The organism is Acidovorax bellezanensis, assembly GCF_025421555.1.
GTDB classification, from domain to species: Bacteria; Pseudomonadota; Gammaproteobacteria; order Burkholderiales; family Burkholderiaceae_C; genus Comamonas; species Comamonas bellezanensis.
The window spans coordinates 1-19,474 of record NZ_JAODYH010000010.1 but is presented as its reverse complement, the minus strand read 5'-3'; the positions used below and the strand labels follow the sequence as shown (position 1 = coordinate 19,474).

The window sequence follows — 19,474 nt, the reverse complement described above, 5'->3', positions numbered from 1 at the left end:
CTTGGGGGCAGCGCTTGCCTTCCAGGGGCTGCCTTTCGGCAGCCCTTTTTCTGGGTGCATTGTGTAATAGTTAGAGCAGGCATTTTTGCCAAGCGCACGGCGCGAGCAGGCCCCCTCGGATGTTGAACCAGCCGGCGACCTATGCTGGCGCCGGCCATACCGCGTGCGGCTAGTTCTTGGCGAGCTCGATCGCCGCTTCATCGATCAGCGCGCTGACCTCGGCCGCTTTCGACGCCAGCGAGGCATGGCTCGCCGCCAGAGTGATGAGCTTGCGTGGCTTGATTCGCGCCGCCATCATCTTCTGGTTCTCCGGATGGATCATCCTGTCCTCGCTGGAAATCTGGTACCAGCTAGGCTTCTTTTTCCATGCGGGCGCAGTGACGGTGTCGCCGAAAGTGCTGGCCAACGGCGCCTTTTGCGTCACCGCCATCACCAGGGCCTCGTCCGCCGTCAGGTCCTGACAAAAGCTCTCATGGAACTTGTCGTACTTGGCCCAGAGATAGCCGTCGCTGTCAGGCGCAAGATTGGCAAATGCCGCCGGCGGATGCGCCTGGCTGATGCCGCCGGGGCTTTCGCCAGCGTCGGGCGCGAAGGCCGCGATATAGACCAGGCCGATCACATTGGGCATGTCACCGGCTTCGCTGATCACCGCGCCGCCGTATGAGTGGCCGACCAGCAGCACGGGCCCTGGCTGTTGCGCCACCATCTTGCGCGTGCGCTCCGCGTCGTCCGCCAGCGAGGTCAGCGGCATCTCGACCGCACGCAGCTGGGTATAGCCCTTGCGCGCGAGTTCGACGATCACTTTGCTCCAGTGCGCGGCGCCGCCCCAGAAACCATGGACCAGTACGATTGTGGGTTTTTCACTCATGGGATCACTCCTCTGGATTAGAAGACTGTTCGTCTCATGACGACTCGATCGCCTGCGGCAGGATGAATCTCCCGGAGTTCCGCGCCAGCCATTGGCTGAAAGTCAGGCACCCGCCGCAGCCGTGTGACTGTACAGGACGGCCTCAACCATGGTTCACACTGGCAGCCAAGGGCTTTTTTGCGCGCGCAAACAGAAAAGCCCCAGATCATTTCTGATCTGGGGCTTCATGTTTTGGTGGCCTGGGACGGAATCGAACCGCCGACACAAGGATTTTCAATCCTCTGCTCTACCGACTGAGCTACCGGGCCGCTGAAGCTCAAAGTATAAGGGCAGTTTTTGCCCCCAAAATCGAAAAACGCAAAATTTTTGAAAAATTTCTAGCCGCGCTTGTTTCGGCCCAGATCCACGCCCAGTTGCCGCAGCTTGCGGTACAGGTGGGTGCGCTCCAGGCCGGTCTTTTCCGCCACCCGGGTCATGGAGCCGCCTTCGCGCGCCAGATGAAACTCGAAGTAGGCTTTTTCGAAGCCGTCACGCGCCTCGCGCAGCGGGCGGTCCAGGTCAAAGCCCTGGTGCTGCTCGGGCCCGGCCTGCGCCATGGCACGGCCGCTGGAGGCCAGGTTGTGGTGTATGGACTCCACCCCCGGCAATACCGGGCTGCCGGCCTCCACCACGGCCACCTGGCCTGCTGCCGGCGCCGCCTGGGCCGTGCTGCGGGCCAAGCCCTGCTCCACCGCCTTGAGAAGCTTCTGCAAGGTAATGGGTTTTTCCAGAAAAGAGAACGCGCCTATGCGGGTCGACTCCACTGCGGTGTCGATGGTGGCGTGACCGCTCATCATGATCACCGGCATCGTCAACTGCCCCAATGCCGCCCACTCCTTGAGCAGAGACACCCCATCGGTGTCGGGCATCCAGATATCCAGCAGCACCAAGTCGTAGCTGCTGCTCAGACGCGCGGCCCGTGCCTGCGTCGCGTTCTCCGCCAAGTCGACACTATGACCCTCGTCATTGAGGATTTCCGACAACAAATCCCGGATCCCCAGTTCGTCGTCGACCACCAGTATGTTTGCCATGTGTTTTGAAACGCCTATGTACTGCGGTGAGCGGAACCCTCCGCGAGGGCCTTGCTTTCAGGGGCAAATGATAGCGACACTTGTGCTCCCTGCACCATCCCGTTTTCTACTCGGTTGATCAAGTCAATGCGGGCCCCATGCTCGTCTGCTATTTTCTTGACCACGGCCAGCCCCAATCCCGTGCCACGCGCCTTGGTCGTGACATAGGGCTCGAAGGCCCGCTGCAGGATATGCGCAGGAAAGCCGCACCCTTTGTCACTAATCGTCAAACGCACGCGCTGGGTGACTTCGCTCCAGTGGGTGCTGATCTCTACCGCCTCAGGTTCGCGGCCAGCTTCGGTCGCGGCCTGCTCTGTCGCATCCTGCGCATTTTGCAACAGGTTATGCACCACCTGGCGCAGTTGTTGTGCATCGCCAGCGATCCGCGGGCATGCCGGGTCCAGCGCAACCTGCACTGGCACGGCCGCATTCTCTTCACCATAGAGATTCATCACGTCCATGACCAGCACATTGAGGTCCAGCGGCAACAGTTCTGCCGCCGGCAGGCGCGCATAGTCGCGAAATTCGTCCACCAGGCGCTTCATCGCACCCACTTGCTCGACGATGGTCTTGACCGACTTGCCCAGCAGCGCCTGATCGGGCGGCTCCAACTTGTCCATCAGTTTCATCTCGAGGCGCTGGGCCGACAGCTGTATCGGGGTCAGCGGATTCTTGATCTCATGGGCCACGCGGCGGGCCACTTCGCCCCAGGCCTGAGCGCGCTGGGCCGAGACAATTTCGGAGATATCGTCAAACACCAGCAGGCGCTGGGTATCGGGCAATTCGGCGCCGCGCACCACCAGGCTGGTGCTGTCGTGCACCACGCCGCCACCGCTGGTGCTGTGCAATTCGTGGATTTTTTGCCAGCGATCGCGGCCCAGATAGGCGCCGCTTTCTCCCAGAAACTGCGCGAACTGCTCACGCACGATCTGGGCGAATTCGGCCAATCCCGGCACGTCACCCAGCATGCGTCCCTGGTAGGCGGCCATGGGCACGCGCAGGATGCGGGTCGCACCCGGGTTGCTCGAGACCACATGGCCCACCTCATCGAGCACGATCACGCCCGATGTCAGATTGTCAAGAATGGTCTGCAGGTTTGCGCGCGCCGCATCCACCTCGGCCATGCTCTGGCCCACGGCCGCATGGGCTTCGGCCAGTTGCCGGGTCATCAGCGCAAACGCCCGTGTCAGCCCGCTGAGCTCGTCCGAACTGGGCAGCGACGCCTTGGGGCGCAGGTCGCCCCGGGCCACTTCGCGCACGCCCTGGGCCAGCATCAGCAAAGGCCGCGCCAGCTGGTTGCCCAGCACCACGGCCAGCAGGATGGCGCCAAACACCGCCATGAACAGGCTCAGCGTGAGCGTGCCGATATACATGCGCTGCAAGCCCTCGCGGGCCAGGGCGCGCTCCTGGTATTCGCGGTTGGCTTCCTGCACCGCCAAGGCGTTGGTGACCAGCGCCGTGGGCAGCGGCAGCGTGGCCTGCACATAGCGCGGCTCGGCCAGCAGGCCCACGGCAGGATTGGGCACCAGCGCCAGCGTACGCACACGCACCTGCTGGAGCATGCGCTGCAAGGCCTCGGGGTCGCTGGTGGACGGCGCATCGTCCAGCCCCTCGATGCGGGCCACCGCGCGCTGCTCGCGCAAGGCACGCATTTGCTGGGCACTGGGCCGCTCGGGCAGCAACAGGTCGAACTTCGACGGGCCCACGCTGGCCAGCACCTTGCCCGAAGCGCTCCACAGCACCACATCGATCGCGCCGAGCTGGTCGCGGATGCGTTCGAGCTCCAGGCCCGCCGCGGCATCCGGCACCTGGACCAGCTGGGCACTCGCCGTGCGCGTGTTGTGGGCCATGTCGTTGGCCACGGTATCGAGGGTGGCGCTGGCCAGGCTCACGCCCGCCGACAGCGCGCCTTCCACCTTGACGTCAAACCAGCTCTCGATGGAGCGCGAAACGAATTGGTAGGAAACCACGTAAATCAGCAGGCCGGGCACCACGCCCACCAGCGCAAAAATTCCGGCCAGCTTGAGCAGCAGGCGGCTGCCAAAACGCCCGCGGCGCAAGCGCACCGCCAGCCGCAGGCCGCCCCACAGCAGTACGCCCAGCAGCACGGCCGCCACCAGCACGTTGACGGTGAACAGCCAGTTGTAATTGCGCTCGTAGACGTCGCGGTTGTTCGTGGCCAGCGTCAGCAGAAACAGCAGCACCAGGCCGATGGCGCACATCAGCCCCACGCCCACGCCCAGCGCCCAACGCGCAGAGCGCGAGAGCCGGACCGCCGGTGCGCTGGGTGCTTCGCTGTGCAGGCTCATGGCGTGCTTGCGCCTTCAAGACGCAGGCTCTGCGCCATCTGCAGGTTCCAGCCCGCGCGGCCCATGGCCCCGATCTGCAGCGGCCGTGGCAGCTGCGACAGGTCCAGGCCGAAGCGCATGTGCACCGTCACCGGCGTCTCTTCGGGGACCTGACCGTTCTCGGCGATCTTCCAGCGCGCAACGCGCTGCATGGCAGCCATGGCGTCGGCGAGGTCATCATAGGTTTGCGACAGCGCCAGCCCCAGGCCCGACCCCGTGAAAGGCGTGGACGAGGTGTGCAGGCGCCAGCGCCGGGTCAGTGGCTGGTAGCTCAGGCGCAGATAGCGCGCGGACTGGGCCATTTCCTGGTCGGACCAGTACCAGCGCTCGCGCAGCACCTGTGCCTGCATCAGAAAATGCATGGGAATGCCTTTGCGCAAGGCATCCTCCACCTGTTCCGGCATGTCGAATTGCAGTGTTGCGCTCAGCAAGAGGCCTTCGGGCGCACGCTCGACCTGCATCTGCGTAATCACCGGGGCACTCTGCGCCCGGCTGTCGCCCCACCAGGCCCAGCCCGCCAGGCACAGCAGGCAGACCAGGCACCAGCGCTGCCAGCACCCTGCCAACGTACCGGCGTACCGGCCGCGCTCAGGGGGCTTTTTCCAACAGGGCGTAGAAGAATCCGTCATGGTCACCGGGCTGATTGTCCGGGACAGTTGCGGTTTGCGCCGCATTGCCCGGAATTAAATGACCCGGGGATGACAGCAAGCGCGCCTGAGTGTTGCGCGCAAGGAACGCTTGCACCTGCAGATCGCCTTCGGCCTTGAACACCGAGCAGGTGCAGTACAGCAGGCGCCCGCCGGTTCGCAGCAGCGGCCACAGGGTATCGAGCAGGCGTGACTGGATGGCCGCAAGCTGGTCCACATCGCTGGCCCGGCGCAGCCAACGCACGTCGGGATGGCGGCGCACGATGCCCGACGCCGTGCACGGCGCGTCCAGCAAGATGGCATCAAACTGCGCACCGGCACTGGCCTGCTGCCACCACTGGTTGGGACGCGAAGCGTCGGCGACCAGTACCTGCGCCTGCACGCCGACCCGCGCCAGGGTCTCGTGGATGCGTTGGCTGCGTTCGGCGTCGATCTCCAGCGCGGTCACCTGCATGGGCGCGCCCACACCGGCGTATTCCAGCAGGTGGGCCGTCTTGCCGCCAGGCGCGGCGCAGGCGTCGAGCACCCGCAGGGGCTGCGACAGGTCCAGGCCTTTGAGCAGCAGTGGCGCGGCCATTTGCGCCGCGGAGTCCTGCACCGATACCCGGCCCTGCGCAAACCCGGGCAAGGCCTGTACGGGCTGTGGCTGGGTCAGCTCCAGCCCCGCCTCGCCCACCGGGGTAGCGGCCATCTGCTGGGCCGCCAGCTGCTGCTGGTAGTCGGCGACCGAGGATTGCAGCCGGTTGACGCGCAGCGTCATGGGCGCATGCGCATTGTTGGCCTGCAGAATCTGCTGCCATTGCGCGGGATGGTCCTGCTGCAGCCGGTCTATCCACCACTGTGGGTGGTTCCACAGCGCCTGGGGCTGGGCGTCGGTTTTCTCCACCAGCGCGTCGCGCTCGCGCAGAAAGCGGCGCAGACAGGCATTGATGAACGCGGCCTGGCGCTGGGCCGGCCCGCGCTTGGCGGCTTCGACGGCCTGGTTGACCAGGGTGAACGGCGGATACGGCGCCTGGGACTCATCCCAGGCCAGCGCCAGGGCCGTGCACAGCAGCGCATTGACGCGCGGCGGCGGCGTGCGCGGAGCCAGCTCGGCGCGCAAGGCCTGGGCGCGGCCCAGCTGGCGCAGCACCTGGAACAACAAGGCCTGCACGCCAGGGCGCAGGCGCTGGGGCACGGCAGCCAGGGCGGCCGTACCGGACTGGCCGGCCAGAATGGCCTGCAAGGCCTGGGCGACTTCGGCCAGCTGCTGCGACAGCGCGGGCGCGCCGCCAGCGGTGGCGGGCTGCCCGGATCCGGCAGGCTCTCGGGAGGAAGGGGGAAACATACGACTCATGCGGCACTGTCTGGTAACTGCGGCCCTAAGGCCAAGGCGAGCGTGCGTGCAGGGCGGAATCCGAAGAACCATGCCAGCACGCGCGCCGGAAATTGGGCAATGGCGGCGTTGTAATGCGCCACTGCGGTGTTGAATTGGGCTGTCGCCAGCCCGATTTGTCCCTGTTGCTGCTGCCAACGCTGGCGCCAGACCTGGGGTTGCGCTTCGGTGGCCTCGCCATCCGGCGCGCAAGGCATGTCGGCCAACGCGTGCCAGGCCGCGGCCTGGGCGTCATGGGCGCGCTCCAGCGCCTGTACGGCCGACGCATTCAGCGGCCGGGCATGGGCGCCGGCCAAGGCCGCACCCATCGCTCCCAGGCTTTGCTGCCAGGCCTCATAGGCCAGCTTGTGCGCACTGCCGCCAGGCTCGGCGGACCGGGCCTGGACGGCATTCCATTCGTTGAGCAGCCCTTGGGTCTGCATGAAATACGTGTCAAGCGAACCAAACGCTTGCACACAGGTCGAGCGCAAGCGCATCACCCGGTTGTAGGCACCCACGGCCCAGAAAACCAGCACCGCCAGGACTATCCAGTCCAGGGACAAAGACCACATGCACAGGGGCCGGCCCGCTTCGCTTATCGCGGGCCGGTTCAGTGAAAGAACCAATGAAAACGCCCCCGTCCACTATCCGCGGAACGGGGGCGCAGCGCAACTCAAGTCAGAGACTTAATCGGCCGAAGGATCGCTGACAGACACCGTGTCCGCGCCTTCTTCGATGATGCCAGCCAGTTCGGCCGCTTCAGCTTCGGCGATGGAACGGCGCTCGGCGTCGTCCATGGCGTCCTTGGCCTTGCGTGCCTGGTGGTAGGCCATACCGGTACCGGCAGGGATCAGGCGACCAACGATCACGTTTTCCTTCAGACCGCGCAGCTCGTCGCGCTTGCCCATGATGGCAGCTTCGGTGAGCACGCGGGTGGTTTCCTGGAAGGAAGCCGCCGAGATGAACGAATCGGTAGACAGCGAAGCCTTGGTGATACCCAGCAGCACATTGGAATATGTTGCGGGGATCTTGCCTTCGGACAGCAGCTTGTCGTTGGTGTTGAGGATCTCCGAGCGCTCGACCTGCTCACCAGCAATGTAAGTCGATTCACCGGTGTTCTCGACCACCACGCGGCGCAGCATCTGACGAACAATCACTTCAATGTGCTTGTCGTTGATCTTCACGCCTTGCAAGCGGTACACGTCCTGGACTTCGTCCACGATGTAGCGCGACAGCTCTTCGATGCCCAGCAAGCGCAGAATATCTTGCGGGTCGGCTGGGCCGTCCACAATCGATTCGCCCTTGTTCACCACCTGGCCTTCGTGGACCAGAATGTTGCGTTCCTTGGGAACCAGCTCTTCGGAAACCTTGCCTTCCAGATCGGTGATCTGCAGGCGGACCTTGCCCTTGGTTTCCTTGCCGAACGACACCGTACCGGTCATCTCGGCCAGCGTGCCCTTGTCCTTTGGCGTACGGGCTTCGAACAGCTCGGCCACACGCGGCAGACCGCCGGTAATGTCGCGCGTCTTCTGGCCTTCGACCGGGATACGGGCCAGCACTTCGCCGGGGCCCACTTCCTGACCGTCACGCACCTGGATCAGCGCGCCCACCTGGAAGCCGATGGTCACCGAGTGGTCGGTGCCAGGGATCTTCACTTCCTGGTTGCTCGCATCGATCAGCTTGACCTGGGGACGAATCACCTTGGTCGAACCGCGACGCTTGGGATCGATCACCACCAGAGTGGACAGACCGGTCACTTCGTCGAGCTGCTTGGCAACCGTCAGGCCTTCTTCCACATTCTCGAAACGCACGCTACCGGCGTATTCGGTAATGATGGGTCGGGTCAGCGGATCCCAGTTGGCCAGGATGGCTCCGGCCTTGATCGCCTGGTCGGCCTTGATCGTCAGGATGGCGCCGTAAGGCACCTTGTGACGTTCGCGCTCACGACCGTGCTCGTCCTGGATGACGATTTCGCCGGAACGGGAAATCACCACCAGTTCGCCGCGGCTGTTGGTCACATAGCGCATGGTCGGGTTGAAACCGATCAGGCCGTTGGACTTGGCTTCCACGCTGGACGCAATGGCTGCACGCGAAGCCGCACCACCGATGTGGAACGTACGCATGGTCAGCTGCGTGCCTGGCTCGCCGATGGACTGGGCAGCGATCACACCGACGGCTTCGCCGAGGTTGATCTGGCCGCCACGGCCCAAGTCGCGGCCGTAGCAGCAAGCGCACAGACCGTAGCGGGTTTCGCAGGTCAGGGCCGTACGGACCTTCACTTCGTCCACGCCAGCAGCTTCCATGCCGTCGATGATGTCTTCGTCCAGCAGCGTGCCGGCGGCAACCACCAGAGCGCGCGTTTCGGGGCTCAGAACGTCTTCGGCCACCGTGCGGCCGAGGATACGGTCGCGCAGCGATTCAATGACTTCACCGCCTTCGACAATGGCGCGCATCAGCGTGCCGTTGGTCGTGCCGCAATCGAGCTCGGTCACCACCAGATCCTGCGTCACGTCGACCAGACGACGGGTCAGGTAACCCGAGTTGGCCGTCTTCAGCGCCGTATCCGCCAGACCCTTACGGGCACCGTGGGTGGAGATGAAGTACTGCAACACGTTGAGGCCTTCGCGGAAGTTCGCGGTAATAGGCGTCTCAATAATCGAGCCGTCAGGCTTGGCCATCAGACCACGCATACCGGCCAGCTGGCGAATCTGGGCAGCGGAACCGCGGGCGCCGGAGTCAGCCATCATGTAAATGGCGTTGAACGACTCCTGCTCCACTTCGTTGCCGTTGCGGTCGATGGTCTTCTCCTTGGCCAGCTGTTGCATCATGACCTTGGAGACTTCGTCACCGGCCTTGCCCCAGATGTCCACGACCTTGTTGTAGCGCTCGCCGGACGTCACCAGACCGGAGACGTACTGCTGCTGAATTTCCTTCACTTCAGCTTCGGCGCGACCGATGATCTCGGGCTTTTGCGGTGGCACCAGCATGTCGCCAATGGCGATCGAGATACCGGCGTGCGTCGACAGACGGAAGCCGTTTTGCAGCAGCTTGTCGGCAAACACCACCGTCGCCTTCAGACCGCACTTGCGGAACGAGGTGTTGATGAGCTTGGAGATTTCCTTCTTCTTCAGCGCCTTGTTCATGTTGCTGAACGGCAGGCCCTTGGGCAGGATTTCCGACAGCAATGCACGGCCGACGGTGGTTTCCACCAACTTGGTCTCGGACTCGAATTCGCCCGTTTCCTTGTTCTTGAGGGACTCCGTCATGCGCACGGTGATCTTGGCAGCCAGTTCCACCTGGTCGGCATCCAGCGCGCGCTGCACTTCACCGACGTCAGCGAAGACCATGCCTTCACCCTTGCCGTTGATGCGCTCGCGGGTCGCGTGGTACAGACCCAGCACAACGTCCTGCGAAGGAACGATGGAAGGTTCGCCCGAAGCCGGGAACAGCACGTTGTTGGAGGCCAGCATCAGCGTGCGGGCTTCCATCTGTGCTTCCACCGACAGAGGGACGTGGACAGCCATCTGGTCACCGTCGAAGTCGGCGTTGAAGGCCGCGCAAACGAGGGGGTGCAGCTGGATGGCCTTGCCTTCGATCAGGATGGGCTCAAAGGCCTGGATACCCAAACGGTGCAGCGTAGGCGCACGGTTGAGCATGACCGGGTGTTCCTTGATGACCTCTTCCAGGATGTCCCAGACCACGGGGGTGCCGGATTCGACTTCCTTCTTGGCCGCCTTGATCGTCGTCGCGATGCCCATGGCTTCGAGGCGCGAGAAGATGAAAGGCTTGAACAGCTCCAGAGCCATCAGCTTGGGCAGACCGCACTGGTGCAGCTTGAGGTAAGGACCCACGGTAATCACGGAACGACCGGAGTAGTCCACGCGCTTGCCCAGCAAGTTCTGACGGAAACGACCGCTCTTGCCCTTGATCATGTCGGCCAGGGACTTGAGCGCGCGCTTGTTGGCGCCCGTCATGGCCTTGCCGCGGCGACCGTTGTCCAGCAAGCTGTCAACAGCTTCCTGCAACATGCGCTTTTCATTGCGGGCAATGATTTCCGGCGCCTTCAGTTCCAGCAAACGGCGCAGACGGCTGTTGCGGTTGATGACGCGGCGGTACAGGTCGTTCAGGTCGGAAGTCGCAAAGCGGCCGCCGTCCAGCGGCACCAGCGGACGCAGGTCCGGTGGCAGCACGGGCAGCACTTCCAGCACCATCCAGCCGGGCTTGATGCCCGACTTCTTGAATGCTTCGAGCAGCTTCAGGCGCTTGGCGTTCTTCTTGATCTTGACTTCGGAGCCGGTCAAGTCATTGCGCAGCTTCTCGATCTCGATTTCGATGTCGAGCGAGTCCAGCAAGTCCTTGATACCTTCAGCACCCATCTTGGCGATGAATTCGTCGCCGTATTCCTTGCGCTTGGCGTCGTAGTCGTCCTCGGACATGATGCCGAATTTCTTCAGCGGAGTCATGCCGGGATCGGTCACCACATAGGCTTCGAAGTACAGCACGCGTTCGATGTCGCGCAGCGTCATGTCGAGCACCAGGCCCAGACGCGACGGCAGCGACTTCAGAAACCAGATGTGGGCGCAGGGCGCGGCCAGGTCGATGTGACCCATGCGCTCGCGACGCACCTTGGTTTGCGTGACTTCAACGCCGCACTTCTCGCAGATCACGCCGCGGTGCTTGAGGCGCTTGTACTTGCCGCACAGGCATTCGTAGTCCTTGATGGGACCAAAAATCTTGGCGCAAAACAGGCCGTCGCGCTCGGGCTTGAACGTGCGGTAGTTGATGGTTTCAGGCTTTTTCACTTCGCCGAAAGACCACGAACGGATCTTTTCGGGCGAAGCCATGCCGATGCGGATGGCATCAAAGTGCTCATCCGGCGTAAATTGCTTGAACAGGTCGAGTAGCGATTTCATAGTGACTCTTTCCTTTTCCGCTTAGGAGCGTTCCAGCTCGATGTCCAGGCCCAGCGAACGGATTTCCTTGACCAGCACGTTGAACGATTCCGGCATGCCGGCTTCGATGGAGTGTTCACCCTTGACGATGGATTCGTACACCTTGGTACGGCCCACCACGTCATCGGACTTCACGGTCAGCATTTCCTGCAGCACATAAGCGGCGCCGTAAGCTTCCAGCGCCCACACTTCCATTTCACCGAAACGCTGACCACCGAACTGGGCTTTACCGCCCAGAGGCTGTTGCGTCACCAGCGAGTAAGGACCGGTGGAGCGGGCATGCATCTTGTCGTCGACCAGGTGATGCAGCTTCAGGTAGTGCATGTAGCCAATGGTCGTCGGACGTTCGAAGCGATCACCGCTACGGCCGTCGAACAGGTAGGCCTGCGTCAGGCTTTCCGTCAGGCCCTTGCGCGCCGCGATTTCTGGCGGGTAGGCCAGAGCCAGCATGTCCTGGATTTCCTGCTCGGAAGCGCCGTCGAACACGGGCGTTGCATAAGGCACGCCAGTCTTCAGGTTCTCCGCCATGCCCATGATGTCCGAGTCGCTCAGCTGCGACAGGTCTTCCTGGCGGCCGCGCGAGTTGTACACCTGTTCCAGGAATTCACGCATCTCAGCGGCCTTGGCTTCGGCTTGCAGCATGTCGCCAATGCGCTGGCCAATGCCCTTGCCGGCCCAGCCCAGATGGACTTCCAGCACCTGACCGATGTTCATCCGCGAAGGCACGCCCAGCGGGTTCAACACGATGTCGGCGGTGGTGCCGTCGGCCATGAATGGCATGTCTTCCACGGGCGTGATCTTGGAGACCACACCCTTGTTGCCGTGACGGCCGGCCATCTTGTCGCCAGGCTGCAGACGGCGCTTGACGGCCAGGTAGACCTTGACCATCTTGAGCACGCCCGCGGGCAGCTCGTCGCCTTGCGTCAACTTCTTGCGCTTTTCTTCAAAAGCCAGGTCGAAGCTGTGACGGGTCTGTTCCAGCGAGTTCTTGATGGACTCGAGCTGGGCTGCGACGTCGTCTTCCGCAGGGCGGATGTCGAACCAGTGGAACTTCTCCACGCCGTCCAGATAGGCCTTGTCGAGCTTGACGCCCTTGGCCAGCTTCTGCGGTCCACCGTTGGCAACACGGCCGATCAAGAGCTTCTCGATACGGTCGAATGCGTCGGCTTCCACGATGCGCAGCTGGTCGTTCAGGTCCAGGCGGAAGCGCTTGAGTTCATCGTCGATGATCTGCTGGGCGCGCTTGTCGCGCTGGATGCCTTCACGCGTGAAGACCTGGACGTCGATCACGGTGCCGGAGCTACCTTGGTCAACGCGCAGCGAGGTGTCCTTCACGTCCGAAGCCTTCTCGCCGAAAATCGCGCGCAGCAGCTTCTCTTCAGGCGTCAGCGTGGTCTCACCCTTGGGAGTGACCTTGCCCACCAGCGTGTCGCCAGGCTGAACTTCGGCACCCACGTAGATGATGCCGGACTCGTCCAGGCGGTTCAGTTGCTGTTCCGACAGATTCGGAATGTCGCGCGTGATTTCTTCCGCACCCAGCTTGGTGTCGCGGGCCATCACCACGAGTTCTTCGATATGGATCGAGGTGTAGCGGTCTTCTGCCACCACGCGCTCGCTGATCAAGATCGAATCTTCGAAGTTGTAGCCGTTCCATGGCATGAAGGCGATCAGCATGTTCTGACCGATGGCGATTTCGCCCAGGTCGGTCGACGCGCCGTCGGCAATCACATCACCCTTGGCCAACAGGTCGCCGCGCTTGACGACGGGACGCTGGTGGATGTTGGTGTTCTGGTTGGAACGCTGGTACTTGATCAGGTTGTAGATGTCCACACCGACTTCACCGGCCACGGCTTCCACGTCGTTGACGCGAATCACGATGCGGGTAGCGTCGACATAGTCCACGATACCGCCACGCGTTGCCGTCACCACGGTGCCGGAGTCGACCGCGGCGACGCGTTCGATGCCGGTGCCGACCATGGGCTTCTCGGGACGCAGCACAGGCACGGCCTGGCGCGACATATTCGCACCCATCAAGGCGCGGTTCGCATCATCGTGTTCCAGGAACGGAATCAGCGATGCCGCGACCGACACGATCTGGGCTGGCGACACGTCCATGTACTGGACGCGGTCTGCCGAGATCAGCGTCGAATCACCGTTTTCGCGGGCCGACACCAGGTCGCCCGAGAGACGGCCTTCAGCGTCGAGTTCGGCGTTGGCCTGGGCAATGATGTACTTGCCTTCTTCGATTGCCGACAGGTAATCGATTTCAGCCGTCACCTTGCCGTCGATCACGCGACGGTAAGGCGTTTCGATGAAGCCGTACTCGTTCAGGCGCGCATACAGGGCCAGCGAGTTGATCAGGCCAATGTTTGGACCTTCAGGCGTTTCGATAGGGCAGACGCGACCGTAATGGGTCACGTGCACGTCACGCACTTCAAAGCCGGCACGTTCACGCGTCAAACCACCCGGGCCAAGGGCCGAAACACGGCGCTTGTGGGTGATTTCGGCCAGAGGATTGGTCTGGTCCATGAACTGCGACAGCTGCGATGCGCCGAAGAACTCTTTCAACGCAGCCGAAATAGGCTTGCTGTTGATCAAGTCGTGGGGCATCAAAGGCTCTTGCTCGGCTTGGCCCAGACGTTCCTTGACAGCCTTTTCGATACGCGCCAGACCCGTGCGGTACTGGTTTTCGGCCAGCTCGCCCACGCAACGCACGCGGCGGTTGCCCAGGTGGTCGATGTCATCGACTTCGCCATTGCCGTTGCGCAGGTCCACCAGAATCTTGACCACGGCCAGGATGTCTTCGTTGGACAGCACCATCGGACCGGTCGCACCGTCGCGGCCAACCTTGGCGTTGAACTTCATGCGGCCGACGCGCGACAGATCGTACGTATCGGGGTTGTAGAACAGGCGCTGGAACAGAGCCTGGACTGCGTCTTCGGTTGGTGGCTCGCCGGGACGCATCATGCGGTAGATCGCGACACGGGCGGCGAATTCGTCGGCCGTTTCGTCGATGCGCAGCGTCTGCGAAATGTAGGAGCCCTGGTCCAACTCGTTGGTGTAGATGCACTGCAGGTCTTGAACGCCGGCGCTGCGCAGCTTCTTCAGCAGCGCTTCGGTCAGCTCTTCGTTGGCCTTGGCAATGATTTCACCGGTGTCGGGATCGACGATGTGGCGTGCTGCCACGCGGCCGATCATGAAGTCCTCAGGCACGCTGATGAACTTGGTACCCGATTGCTCCAGCTCACGCGTGTGGCGAGCCGTCACGCGCTTGTCCTTGGCCACGATCACCTTGCCCGACTTGTCGGTGATGTCGAAACGGGCCACTTCGCCACGCAGGCGTTCGGACACGAATTCCATCTGCGCGCCACTGTCCATCAAACGGAAATTGTCGTTGACGAAGAAGTTGGCGAGGATGGATTCAGGCGTCAGGCCGATGGCCTTGAGCAAAATCGTGACCGGCATCTTGCGACGGCGGTCAACGCGGAAATACAGCATGTCCTTGGGGTCGAACTCGAAGTCCAGCCAAGAGCCGCGGTAAGGGATGATGCGTGCCGAGAACAGCAGCTTGCCCGAGCTATGGGTCTTGCCCTTGTCGTGTTCGAAGAACACGCCTGGCGAGCGGTGCAGCTGCGAAACGATCACACGTTCCGTGCCGTTGATGATGAAAGAGCCCTTTTCGGTCATCAGGGGCACTTCGCCCATGTAGACCTCTTGCTCTTTCACTTCCTTGACCACCTTGGATTGGCTGGTCGAGGATTCGCGATCGTAAATGATGAGCTGAACCTTGGCGCGCACAGCCGAGGCGAAGGTCAGACCACGGGTCTGGCATTCGCGCACGTCAAAAGCGGGCTTGGCAAGGTTGTACTCAACAAACTTCATCTCCACAAAACCGTTGTGCGAGACGATGGGGAAGGCGGCGTTAAATGCTGCTTGCAAACCTTCGTGAGTACGTTTTTTGGGGGCTGAATCTGCTTGCAAAAACGCGGTATAGGCGTCTTTTTGCATCTGCAGCAGATACGGCACTTCGAGCACGCTATCGCGGCTGCCGAAACTTTTGCGAATCCGCTTGCGTTCGGTGTAAGAATAGGCCATGAGATCTCCGGGCAAAGACATGAGTCCTGGGTCTTCGACGACTGCCCCACATGGAAAGCTCCCTGCGGGCTTGGCGGTTGGCCACTACCAACCATGGCTGACGACGGTGCCTTGCACACCGCCCGAACCAAGGCGTCTTCTGCTGTCGGGTTGTCAGAAGACACTAAAAAGCGCTCGCTTTCGCGACCGCTTTTTGGTGCGTTCTGGAAACAAGTTCCATAAGCGCCAAAGGCTGGAGAGCCTTGCGGGCACTCCAGCCTAGGGATTGAGGTCAATTACTTGACTTCAGCCTTTGCACCGGCGTCAACCAGCTTCTTCAGAGCGGCTTCAGCGTCAGCCTTGGCGATCGCTTCCTTCACGTTCTTGGGAGCGCCGTCGACCAGGTCCTTGGCTTCCTTCAGACCCAGGCCGGTGATTTCGCGCACAGCCTTAATCACGGACACCTTGTTGGCGCCAGCTTCGAGCAGAACGACGTTGAATTCGGTCTTCTCTTCAGCAGCGGCAGCAGCGCCACCAGCAGCAGCGGGAGCAGCCATAGCGGCAGCGCTCACGCCAAACTTCTCTTCAATGGCCTTCACCAGGTCATTGAGTTCCAGAACCGTCATGCTGTCCAGCGCGGTCAAGAATGCGTCTTTATCGAATGCCATTTTGATTTCCTAACAATTTTGTTGGTTGACTACCGGGCGCTCAGGCCGCAGCAGTTTCTTCGGCGGCCACTTCGGCAACGCCTTCGCTCCGCTTTGCCGCCAGCGCGCCCAGCACAACGGCCGTACGCGACATAGGGGACATAAGCAAGCCACACACTTGTGCCAGCAGGACTTCCTTGGAAGGAATGCTTGCCAGTTGCTTCACGCCATCGACATCCAGGGCCTTGCCACCGAAAGCGCCTGCGCGGATAACCAACTTGGTGTTGGTTTTCGCGAAGTCGGCCACCACCTTAGCGGCGGCCACTGCGTCTTCAGAGAAGCCATAGATGAGCGGACCAGTCATCTGGTCAGCCACCACGTCAAACGCGCTACCGGCGACAGCACGGCGGGCCAGGGTGTTTTTCAACACGCTCAGGCTCACACCCTTGCTGCGAGCATCAGCACGCAGTTTGGTCATGTCGGCGACCGTGATGCCACGGTATTCCGCGATCACAAGCGTTTGAGCTTTAGCGGCGAGGCTGGTCACTTCGGAAATGACCGCTTCTTTCTCACTGCGATTAAGACTCAAGGTCTACTCCTTAAAATGCATACGTCGGAAATCCTTCGTACGCGCTCTTGTTGCAGCGACCAACTGTTCAGGAAATACATCCATCTGCAGCGGGATCGCCATCTGCGTTGGCCCATTCGGGTTTAAGCACAACCAGGTTGCGCACCAACGGTCTTGGATGGCCTGGGCCTGGCGCCTGAGCGCCAGACCACAGCCCACCACATCAGACCGGTCCTGAGACCGGTCCGAAGATTTTTCGCAATTACGCTGCGATGGATTGGGTGTCAACGCGGACACCGGTGCCCATCGTGGACGAAACTGCAACCTTGCGCAGGTACACGCCCTTGCTCGTAGCGGGCTTGGACTTGACCAGGGCGTCGATCAGAGCAGCCAGGTTACCCTGGAGCTTTTCGTTGTCGAACGAACGACGGCCGATGGTGCCGTGCACGATACCGGCCTTGTCGACGCGGTACTGCACCTGACCAGCCTTGGCGTTCTTCACAGCCGTAGCGACGTCAGGCGTCACGGTGCCAACCTTGGGGTTAGGCATCAGGCCGCGGGGGCCGAGGATCTGGCCCAGCGTACCCACAACGCGCATTGCGTCGGGAGCAGCGATCACCACGTCGAAAGGCATGTCACCGGCCTTGACCATAGCGGCCAGGTCGTCCATACCAACGATGTCAGCGCCGGCAGCCTTGGCTTCTTCAGCCTTGGCACCTTGTGCGAACACCGCAACGCGGGTGGCCTTGCCAGTACCGTGAGGCAGCACAACAGCGCCGCGCACCACTTGGTCCGACTTCTTGGCATCCACGCCCAGTTGCACAGCCACGTCGATGGATTCATCGAACTTGGCGGTAGCAGCTTCTTTCACCAACACCACAGCGTCCGCGAAAGCGTACAGCTTGTTGGCATCGACTTTGCCTGCGAAGGCTTTTTGCTTTTTGGTCAACTTGGCCATTTTACAAACCCTCTACCAGAACACCCATCGAGCGGGCGGAACCAGCCAGCGTACGGACAGCAGCGTCCACGTCAGCGGCGTTCATGTCTTTGAGCTTGGTGTTAGCAATCTCAACCAGCTGATCACGCGTGATCTTGCCGACCTTGACCTTGTTGGGGTTGGCAGAGCCCTTGTCCAACTTGATGGCCTTCTTGATCAGGACCGTCGCAGGCGGGGTCTTGATGATGAAGGTGAAGCTCTTGTCGGCAAAAGCCGTGATGACCACGGGCAAAGGCAGACCTGGCTCGACACCTTGGGTCTGGGCGTTGAACGCCTTGCAGAACTCCATGATGTTGAGGCCACGTTGGCCCAGTGCGGGACCGATTGGTGGGGATGGGTTGGCCTTACCAGCTGGGACTTGCAGCTTGATGAAGCCGACGATTTTTTTCGCCATGGTTGCTCCTTGCGGGTTTTAACGCTGCACGTTTTGCGTACAGCTCCCCGGGGGTTAACGACTCACTAAAAAATTTCGCACCGAGCCGAGAGGTGCGAAACTGGATCTCAGGTTTTTTCGACCTGGGAAAATTCGAGTTCGACAGGTGTGGACCGGCCGAAAATCATGACGGAGACTCGCAGGCGGTTCTTTTCGTAGTTGACTTCTTCGACCGAGCCGTTGAAGTCAGTGAACGGACCGTCCTTGACGCGAACCAGTTCGCCAGCCATGAATTCGACCTTGTGGCGCGGCTTGTCCGTGCCTTCCTGCATCTGGCTCACGATCTTCTGCACTTCCTCTTCCGAGATAGGCGCAGGACGGTTCTTCGCACCGCCGACAAAACCGGTCACCTTGTTGGTGTGCTTGACCAAATGCCAGGTGTCGTCTTCCATGACCATTTCGACGAACACATAGCCAGGGAACAAGCGACGCTCGGTCGTCTTGCGCTGGCCATTTTTGATTTCCACCACTTCTTCGGTCGGCACCAGGATGCGACCGAACTTGTTTTCCATCCCGGCGCGCACAATGCGTTCGGTAATGTTGCGCTCAACGGCCTTTTCCATGCCCGAATAAGCATGGACGATGTACCAGCGCAGGTCAGGATTGGATGCGGGAGCAGAACCCGTGGTTTCTGCTACGCCCATTTCGACAGCATCTGTCATTACTTCCTCCAGCCCAAAATCAGATCGTACAAAACCCACTCCAGTGTCTTGTCGGTCAGCCAAAGGAACAAAGCCATGACGACGACAAACACGAAAACGTAGGCTGTCATCTGCACCGTCTCTTTACGGGTAGGCCAGACAACCTTCTTGACTTCACGCCAAGCGTCACGGGCAAAGCCCACGAACTGCTTGCCTGGTTCAGACACCAGGAACATACCTGCTGCAGCCACCAGACCGACGATCAGCACACCCCATTGCGCGAGCGGGCCTTGCTTGCTCAGCAGGTAAAAGCCTGCAATGGAAGCAACGACCAAAGCCGCTACTGCGGCAAGCTTCGCCTTATCGGCAACGGAACTAACTGTTTCAACCTGAGTTGTGGCCATATATGATTTCTCTCGCGCTCATCGCGCCACGCCGAAGACGCTGAAGCCCGCCAGATTCTGGCGGGCTTTTTTTATTTCACCACCGAGGTGGCAGGGGCAGTAGGAATCGAACCTACAACCTTCGGTTTTGGAGACCGACGCTCTGCCAATTGAGCTATACCCCTAAAACAGTAATCAATTATGCAATGATCTTGGCAACCACTCCGGCACCGACGGTACGGCCACCTTCGCGGATAGCGAAGCGCAGACCTTCTTCCATGGCGATGGGAGCGATCAGCTTGACGGTGATCGACACGTTATCGCCAGGCATGACCATTTCCTTGCCTTCAGGCAACTCGATCGCACCGGTCACGTCCGTCGTACGGAAGTAGAACTGAGGGCGGTAGTTGTTGAAGAAAGGAGTGTGGCGACCGCCTTCGTCCTTGCTCAACA

15 protein-coding genes and 2 tRNA genes are annotated in these 19,474 nt (G+C 61.4%); all 17 read right to left on the bottom strand.

Annotation, left to right across the window (positions count from 1 at the left end):
- Nucleotides 1–169: 169 nt before the first annotated feature.
- Nucleotides 170–868 carry an alpha/beta hydrolase gene (locus tag N0K08_RS18030; protein ID WP_261501782.1) on the bottom strand — a complete coding sequence of 233 codons (699 nt, stop codon included), beginning with the start codon at nucleotides 866–868 and terminating at the stop codon, nucleotides 170–172.
- Between the two features lie 232 nt (nucleotides 869–1,100).
- Nucleotides 1,101–1,176 (bottom strand) — tRNA-Phe (locus N0K08_RS18025).
- A gap of 69 nt (nucleotides 1,177–1,245) precedes the next feature.
- A complete protein-coding gene (locus tag N0K08_RS18020; protein WP_261501781.1) occupies nucleotides 1,246–1,938 on the bottom strand; it encodes a response regulator in 693 nt (230 codons plus the stop codon).
- Between the two features lie 14 nt (nucleotides 1,939–1,952).
- Entirely contained in the window at nucleotides 1,953–4,286 is a 2,334-nt protein-coding gene (locus N0K08_RS18015; protein WP_261501780.1) for a sensor histidine kinase, read from the bottom strand.
- Nucleotides 4,283–4,954, bottom strand: a complete 672-nt coding sequence (locus tag N0K08_RS18010) for a DUF4390 domain-containing protein (protein WP_261501779.1) — start codon at nucleotides 4,952–4,954, stop codon at nucleotides 4,283–4,285. The genes N0K08_RS18015 and N0K08_RS18010 overlap by 4 nt, the downstream gene beginning before the upstream one ends.
- A complete protein-coding gene (gene rsmB, locus N0K08_RS18005; RefSeq protein ID WP_261501778.1) occupies nucleotides 4,914–6,299 on the bottom strand; it encodes a 16S rRNA (cytosine(967)-C(5))-methyltransferase RsmB in 1,386 nt (461 codons plus the stop codon). Before rsmB ends, N0K08_RS18010 begins: the two co-directional genes overlap by 41 nt.
- A gap of 5 nt (nucleotides 6,300–6,304) precedes the next feature.
- Nucleotides 6,305–6,898 (bottom strand): LemA family protein, encoded by a 594-nt coding sequence (locus tag N0K08_RS18000; protein WP_261501777.1) that lies wholly within the window; start codon nucleotides 6,896–6,898, stop codon nucleotides 6,305–6,307.
- Nucleotides 6,899–7,012: 114 nt separating this feature from the next.
- Nucleotides 7,013–11,239 carry a DNA-directed RNA polymerase subunit beta' gene (rpoC, locus tag N0K08_RS17995; RefSeq protein WP_261501776.1) on the bottom strand — a complete coding sequence of 1,409 codons (4,227 nt, stop codon included), beginning with the start codon at nucleotides 11,237–11,239 and terminating at the stop codon, nucleotides 7,013–7,015.
- Between the two features lie 21 nt (nucleotides 11,240–11,260).
- Nucleotides 11,261–15,373, bottom strand: coding sequence for a DNA-directed RNA polymerase subunit beta (rpoB, locus tag N0K08_RS17990; RefSeq protein ID WP_261501775.1), 4,113 nt, complete (start codon nucleotides 15,371–15,373; stop codon nucleotides 11,261–11,263).
- 275 nt (nucleotides 15,374–15,648) lie between these two features.
- Complete coding sequence (rplL, locus tag N0K08_RS17985; protein WP_261501774.1) at nucleotides 15,649–16,020, bottom strand: 50S ribosomal protein L7/L12; 372 nt, start codon at nucleotides 16,018–16,020, stop codon at nucleotides 15,649–15,651.
- Nucleotides 16,021–16,060: 40 nt separating this feature from the next.
- Nucleotides 16,061–16,588 (bottom strand): 50S ribosomal protein L10, encoded by a 528-nt coding sequence (rplJ, locus tag N0K08_RS17980; RefSeq protein WP_261501773.1) that lies wholly within the window; start codon nucleotides 16,586–16,588, stop codon nucleotides 16,061–16,063.
- 241 nt (nucleotides 16,589–16,829) lie between these two features.
- A complete protein-coding gene (gene rplA, locus N0K08_RS17975) occupies nucleotides 16,830–17,525 on the bottom strand; it encodes a 50S ribosomal protein L1 (protein WP_261501772.1) in 696 nt (231 codons plus the stop codon).
- Nucleotide 17,526: 1 nt separating this feature from the next.
- Entirely contained in the window at nucleotides 17,527–17,958 is a 432-nt protein-coding gene (rplK, locus tag N0K08_RS17970) for a 50S ribosomal protein L11 (protein WP_159915168.1), read from the bottom strand.
- Nucleotides 17,959–18,065: 107 nt separating this feature from the next.
- Nucleotides 18,066–18,659: a transcription termination/antitermination protein NusG gene (gene nusG, locus N0K08_RS17965; RefSeq protein WP_261501771.1), complete on the bottom strand. Its 594-nt coding sequence runs from the start codon at nucleotides 18,657–18,659 to the stop codon at nucleotides 18,066–18,068.
- Complete coding sequence (gene secE / locus N0K08_RS17960; protein ID WP_261501770.1) at nucleotides 18,659–19,042, bottom strand: preprotein translocase subunit SecE; 384 nt, start codon at nucleotides 19,040–19,042, stop codon at nucleotides 18,659–18,661. The genes nusG and secE overlap by 1 nt, the downstream gene beginning before the upstream one ends.
- An 88-nt stretch (nucleotides 19,043–19,130) precedes the next feature.
- Nucleotides 19,131–19,206: transfer RNA gene (locus N0K08_RS17955), tRNA-Trp, on the bottom strand.
- A 14-nt stretch (nucleotides 19,207–19,220) separates the two neighbouring features.
- On the bottom strand, nucleotides 19,221–19,474 hold a 254-nt coding region (locus tag N0K08_RS17950; RefSeq protein WP_456301238.1), incomplete at its 5' end, for an EF-Tu C-terminal domain-related protein.

Excerpts from the sequence above, each read along its gene's own strand:
- N0K08_RS18030 (WP_261501782.1), bottom strand. The coding sequence starts at position 868 with ATGAGTGAAAAACCCACAATCGTACTGGTCCATGGTTTCTGGGGCGGC.
- N0K08_RS18020 (WP_261501781.1), bottom strand. The coding sequence starts at position 1,938 with ATGGCAAACATACTGGTGGTCGACGACGAACTGGGGATCCGGGATTTG.
- N0K08_RS18015 (WP_261501780.1), bottom strand. The coding sequence starts at position 4,286 with ATGAGCCTGCACAGCGAAGCACCCAGCGCACCGGCGGTCCGGCTCTCG.
- N0K08_RS18010 (WP_261501779.1), bottom strand. The coding sequence starts at position 4,954 with ATGACGGATTCTTCTACGCCCTGTTGGAAAAAGCCCCCTGAGCGCGGC.
- rsmB (WP_261501778.1), bottom strand. The coding sequence starts at position 6,299 with ATGTTTCCCCCTTCCTCCCGAGAGCCTGCCGGATCCGGGCAGCCCGCC.
- N0K08_RS18000 (WP_261501777.1), bottom strand. The coding sequence starts at position 6,898 with ATGTGGTCTTTGTCCCTGGACTGGATAGTCCTGGCGGTGCTGGTTTTC.
- rpoC (WP_261501776.1), bottom strand. The coding sequence starts at position 11,239 with ATGAAATCGCTACTCGACCTGTTCAAGCAATTTACGCCGGATGAGCAC.
- rpoB (WP_261501775.1), bottom strand. The coding sequence starts at position 15,373 with ATGGCCTATTCTTACACCGAACGCAAGCGGATTCGCAAAAGTTTCGGC.
- rplL (WP_261501774.1), bottom strand. The coding sequence starts at position 16,020 with ATGGCATTCGATAAAGACGCATTCTTGACCGCGCTGGACAGCATGACG.
- rplA (WP_261501772.1), bottom strand. The coding sequence starts at position 17,525 with ATGGCCAAGTTGACCAAAAAGCAAAAAGCCTTCGCAGGCAAAGTCGAT.
- rplK (WP_159915168.1), bottom strand. The coding sequence starts at position 17,958 with ATGGCGAAAAAAATCGTCGGCTTCATCAAGCTGCAAGTCCCAGCTGGT.
- nusG (WP_261501771.1), bottom strand. The coding sequence starts at position 18,659 with ATGACAGATGCTGTCGAAATGGGCGTAGCAGAAACCACGGGTTCTGCT.
- secE (WP_261501770.1), bottom strand. The coding sequence starts at position 19,042 with ATGGCCACAACTCAGGTTGAAACAGTTAGTTCCGTTGCCGATAAGGCG.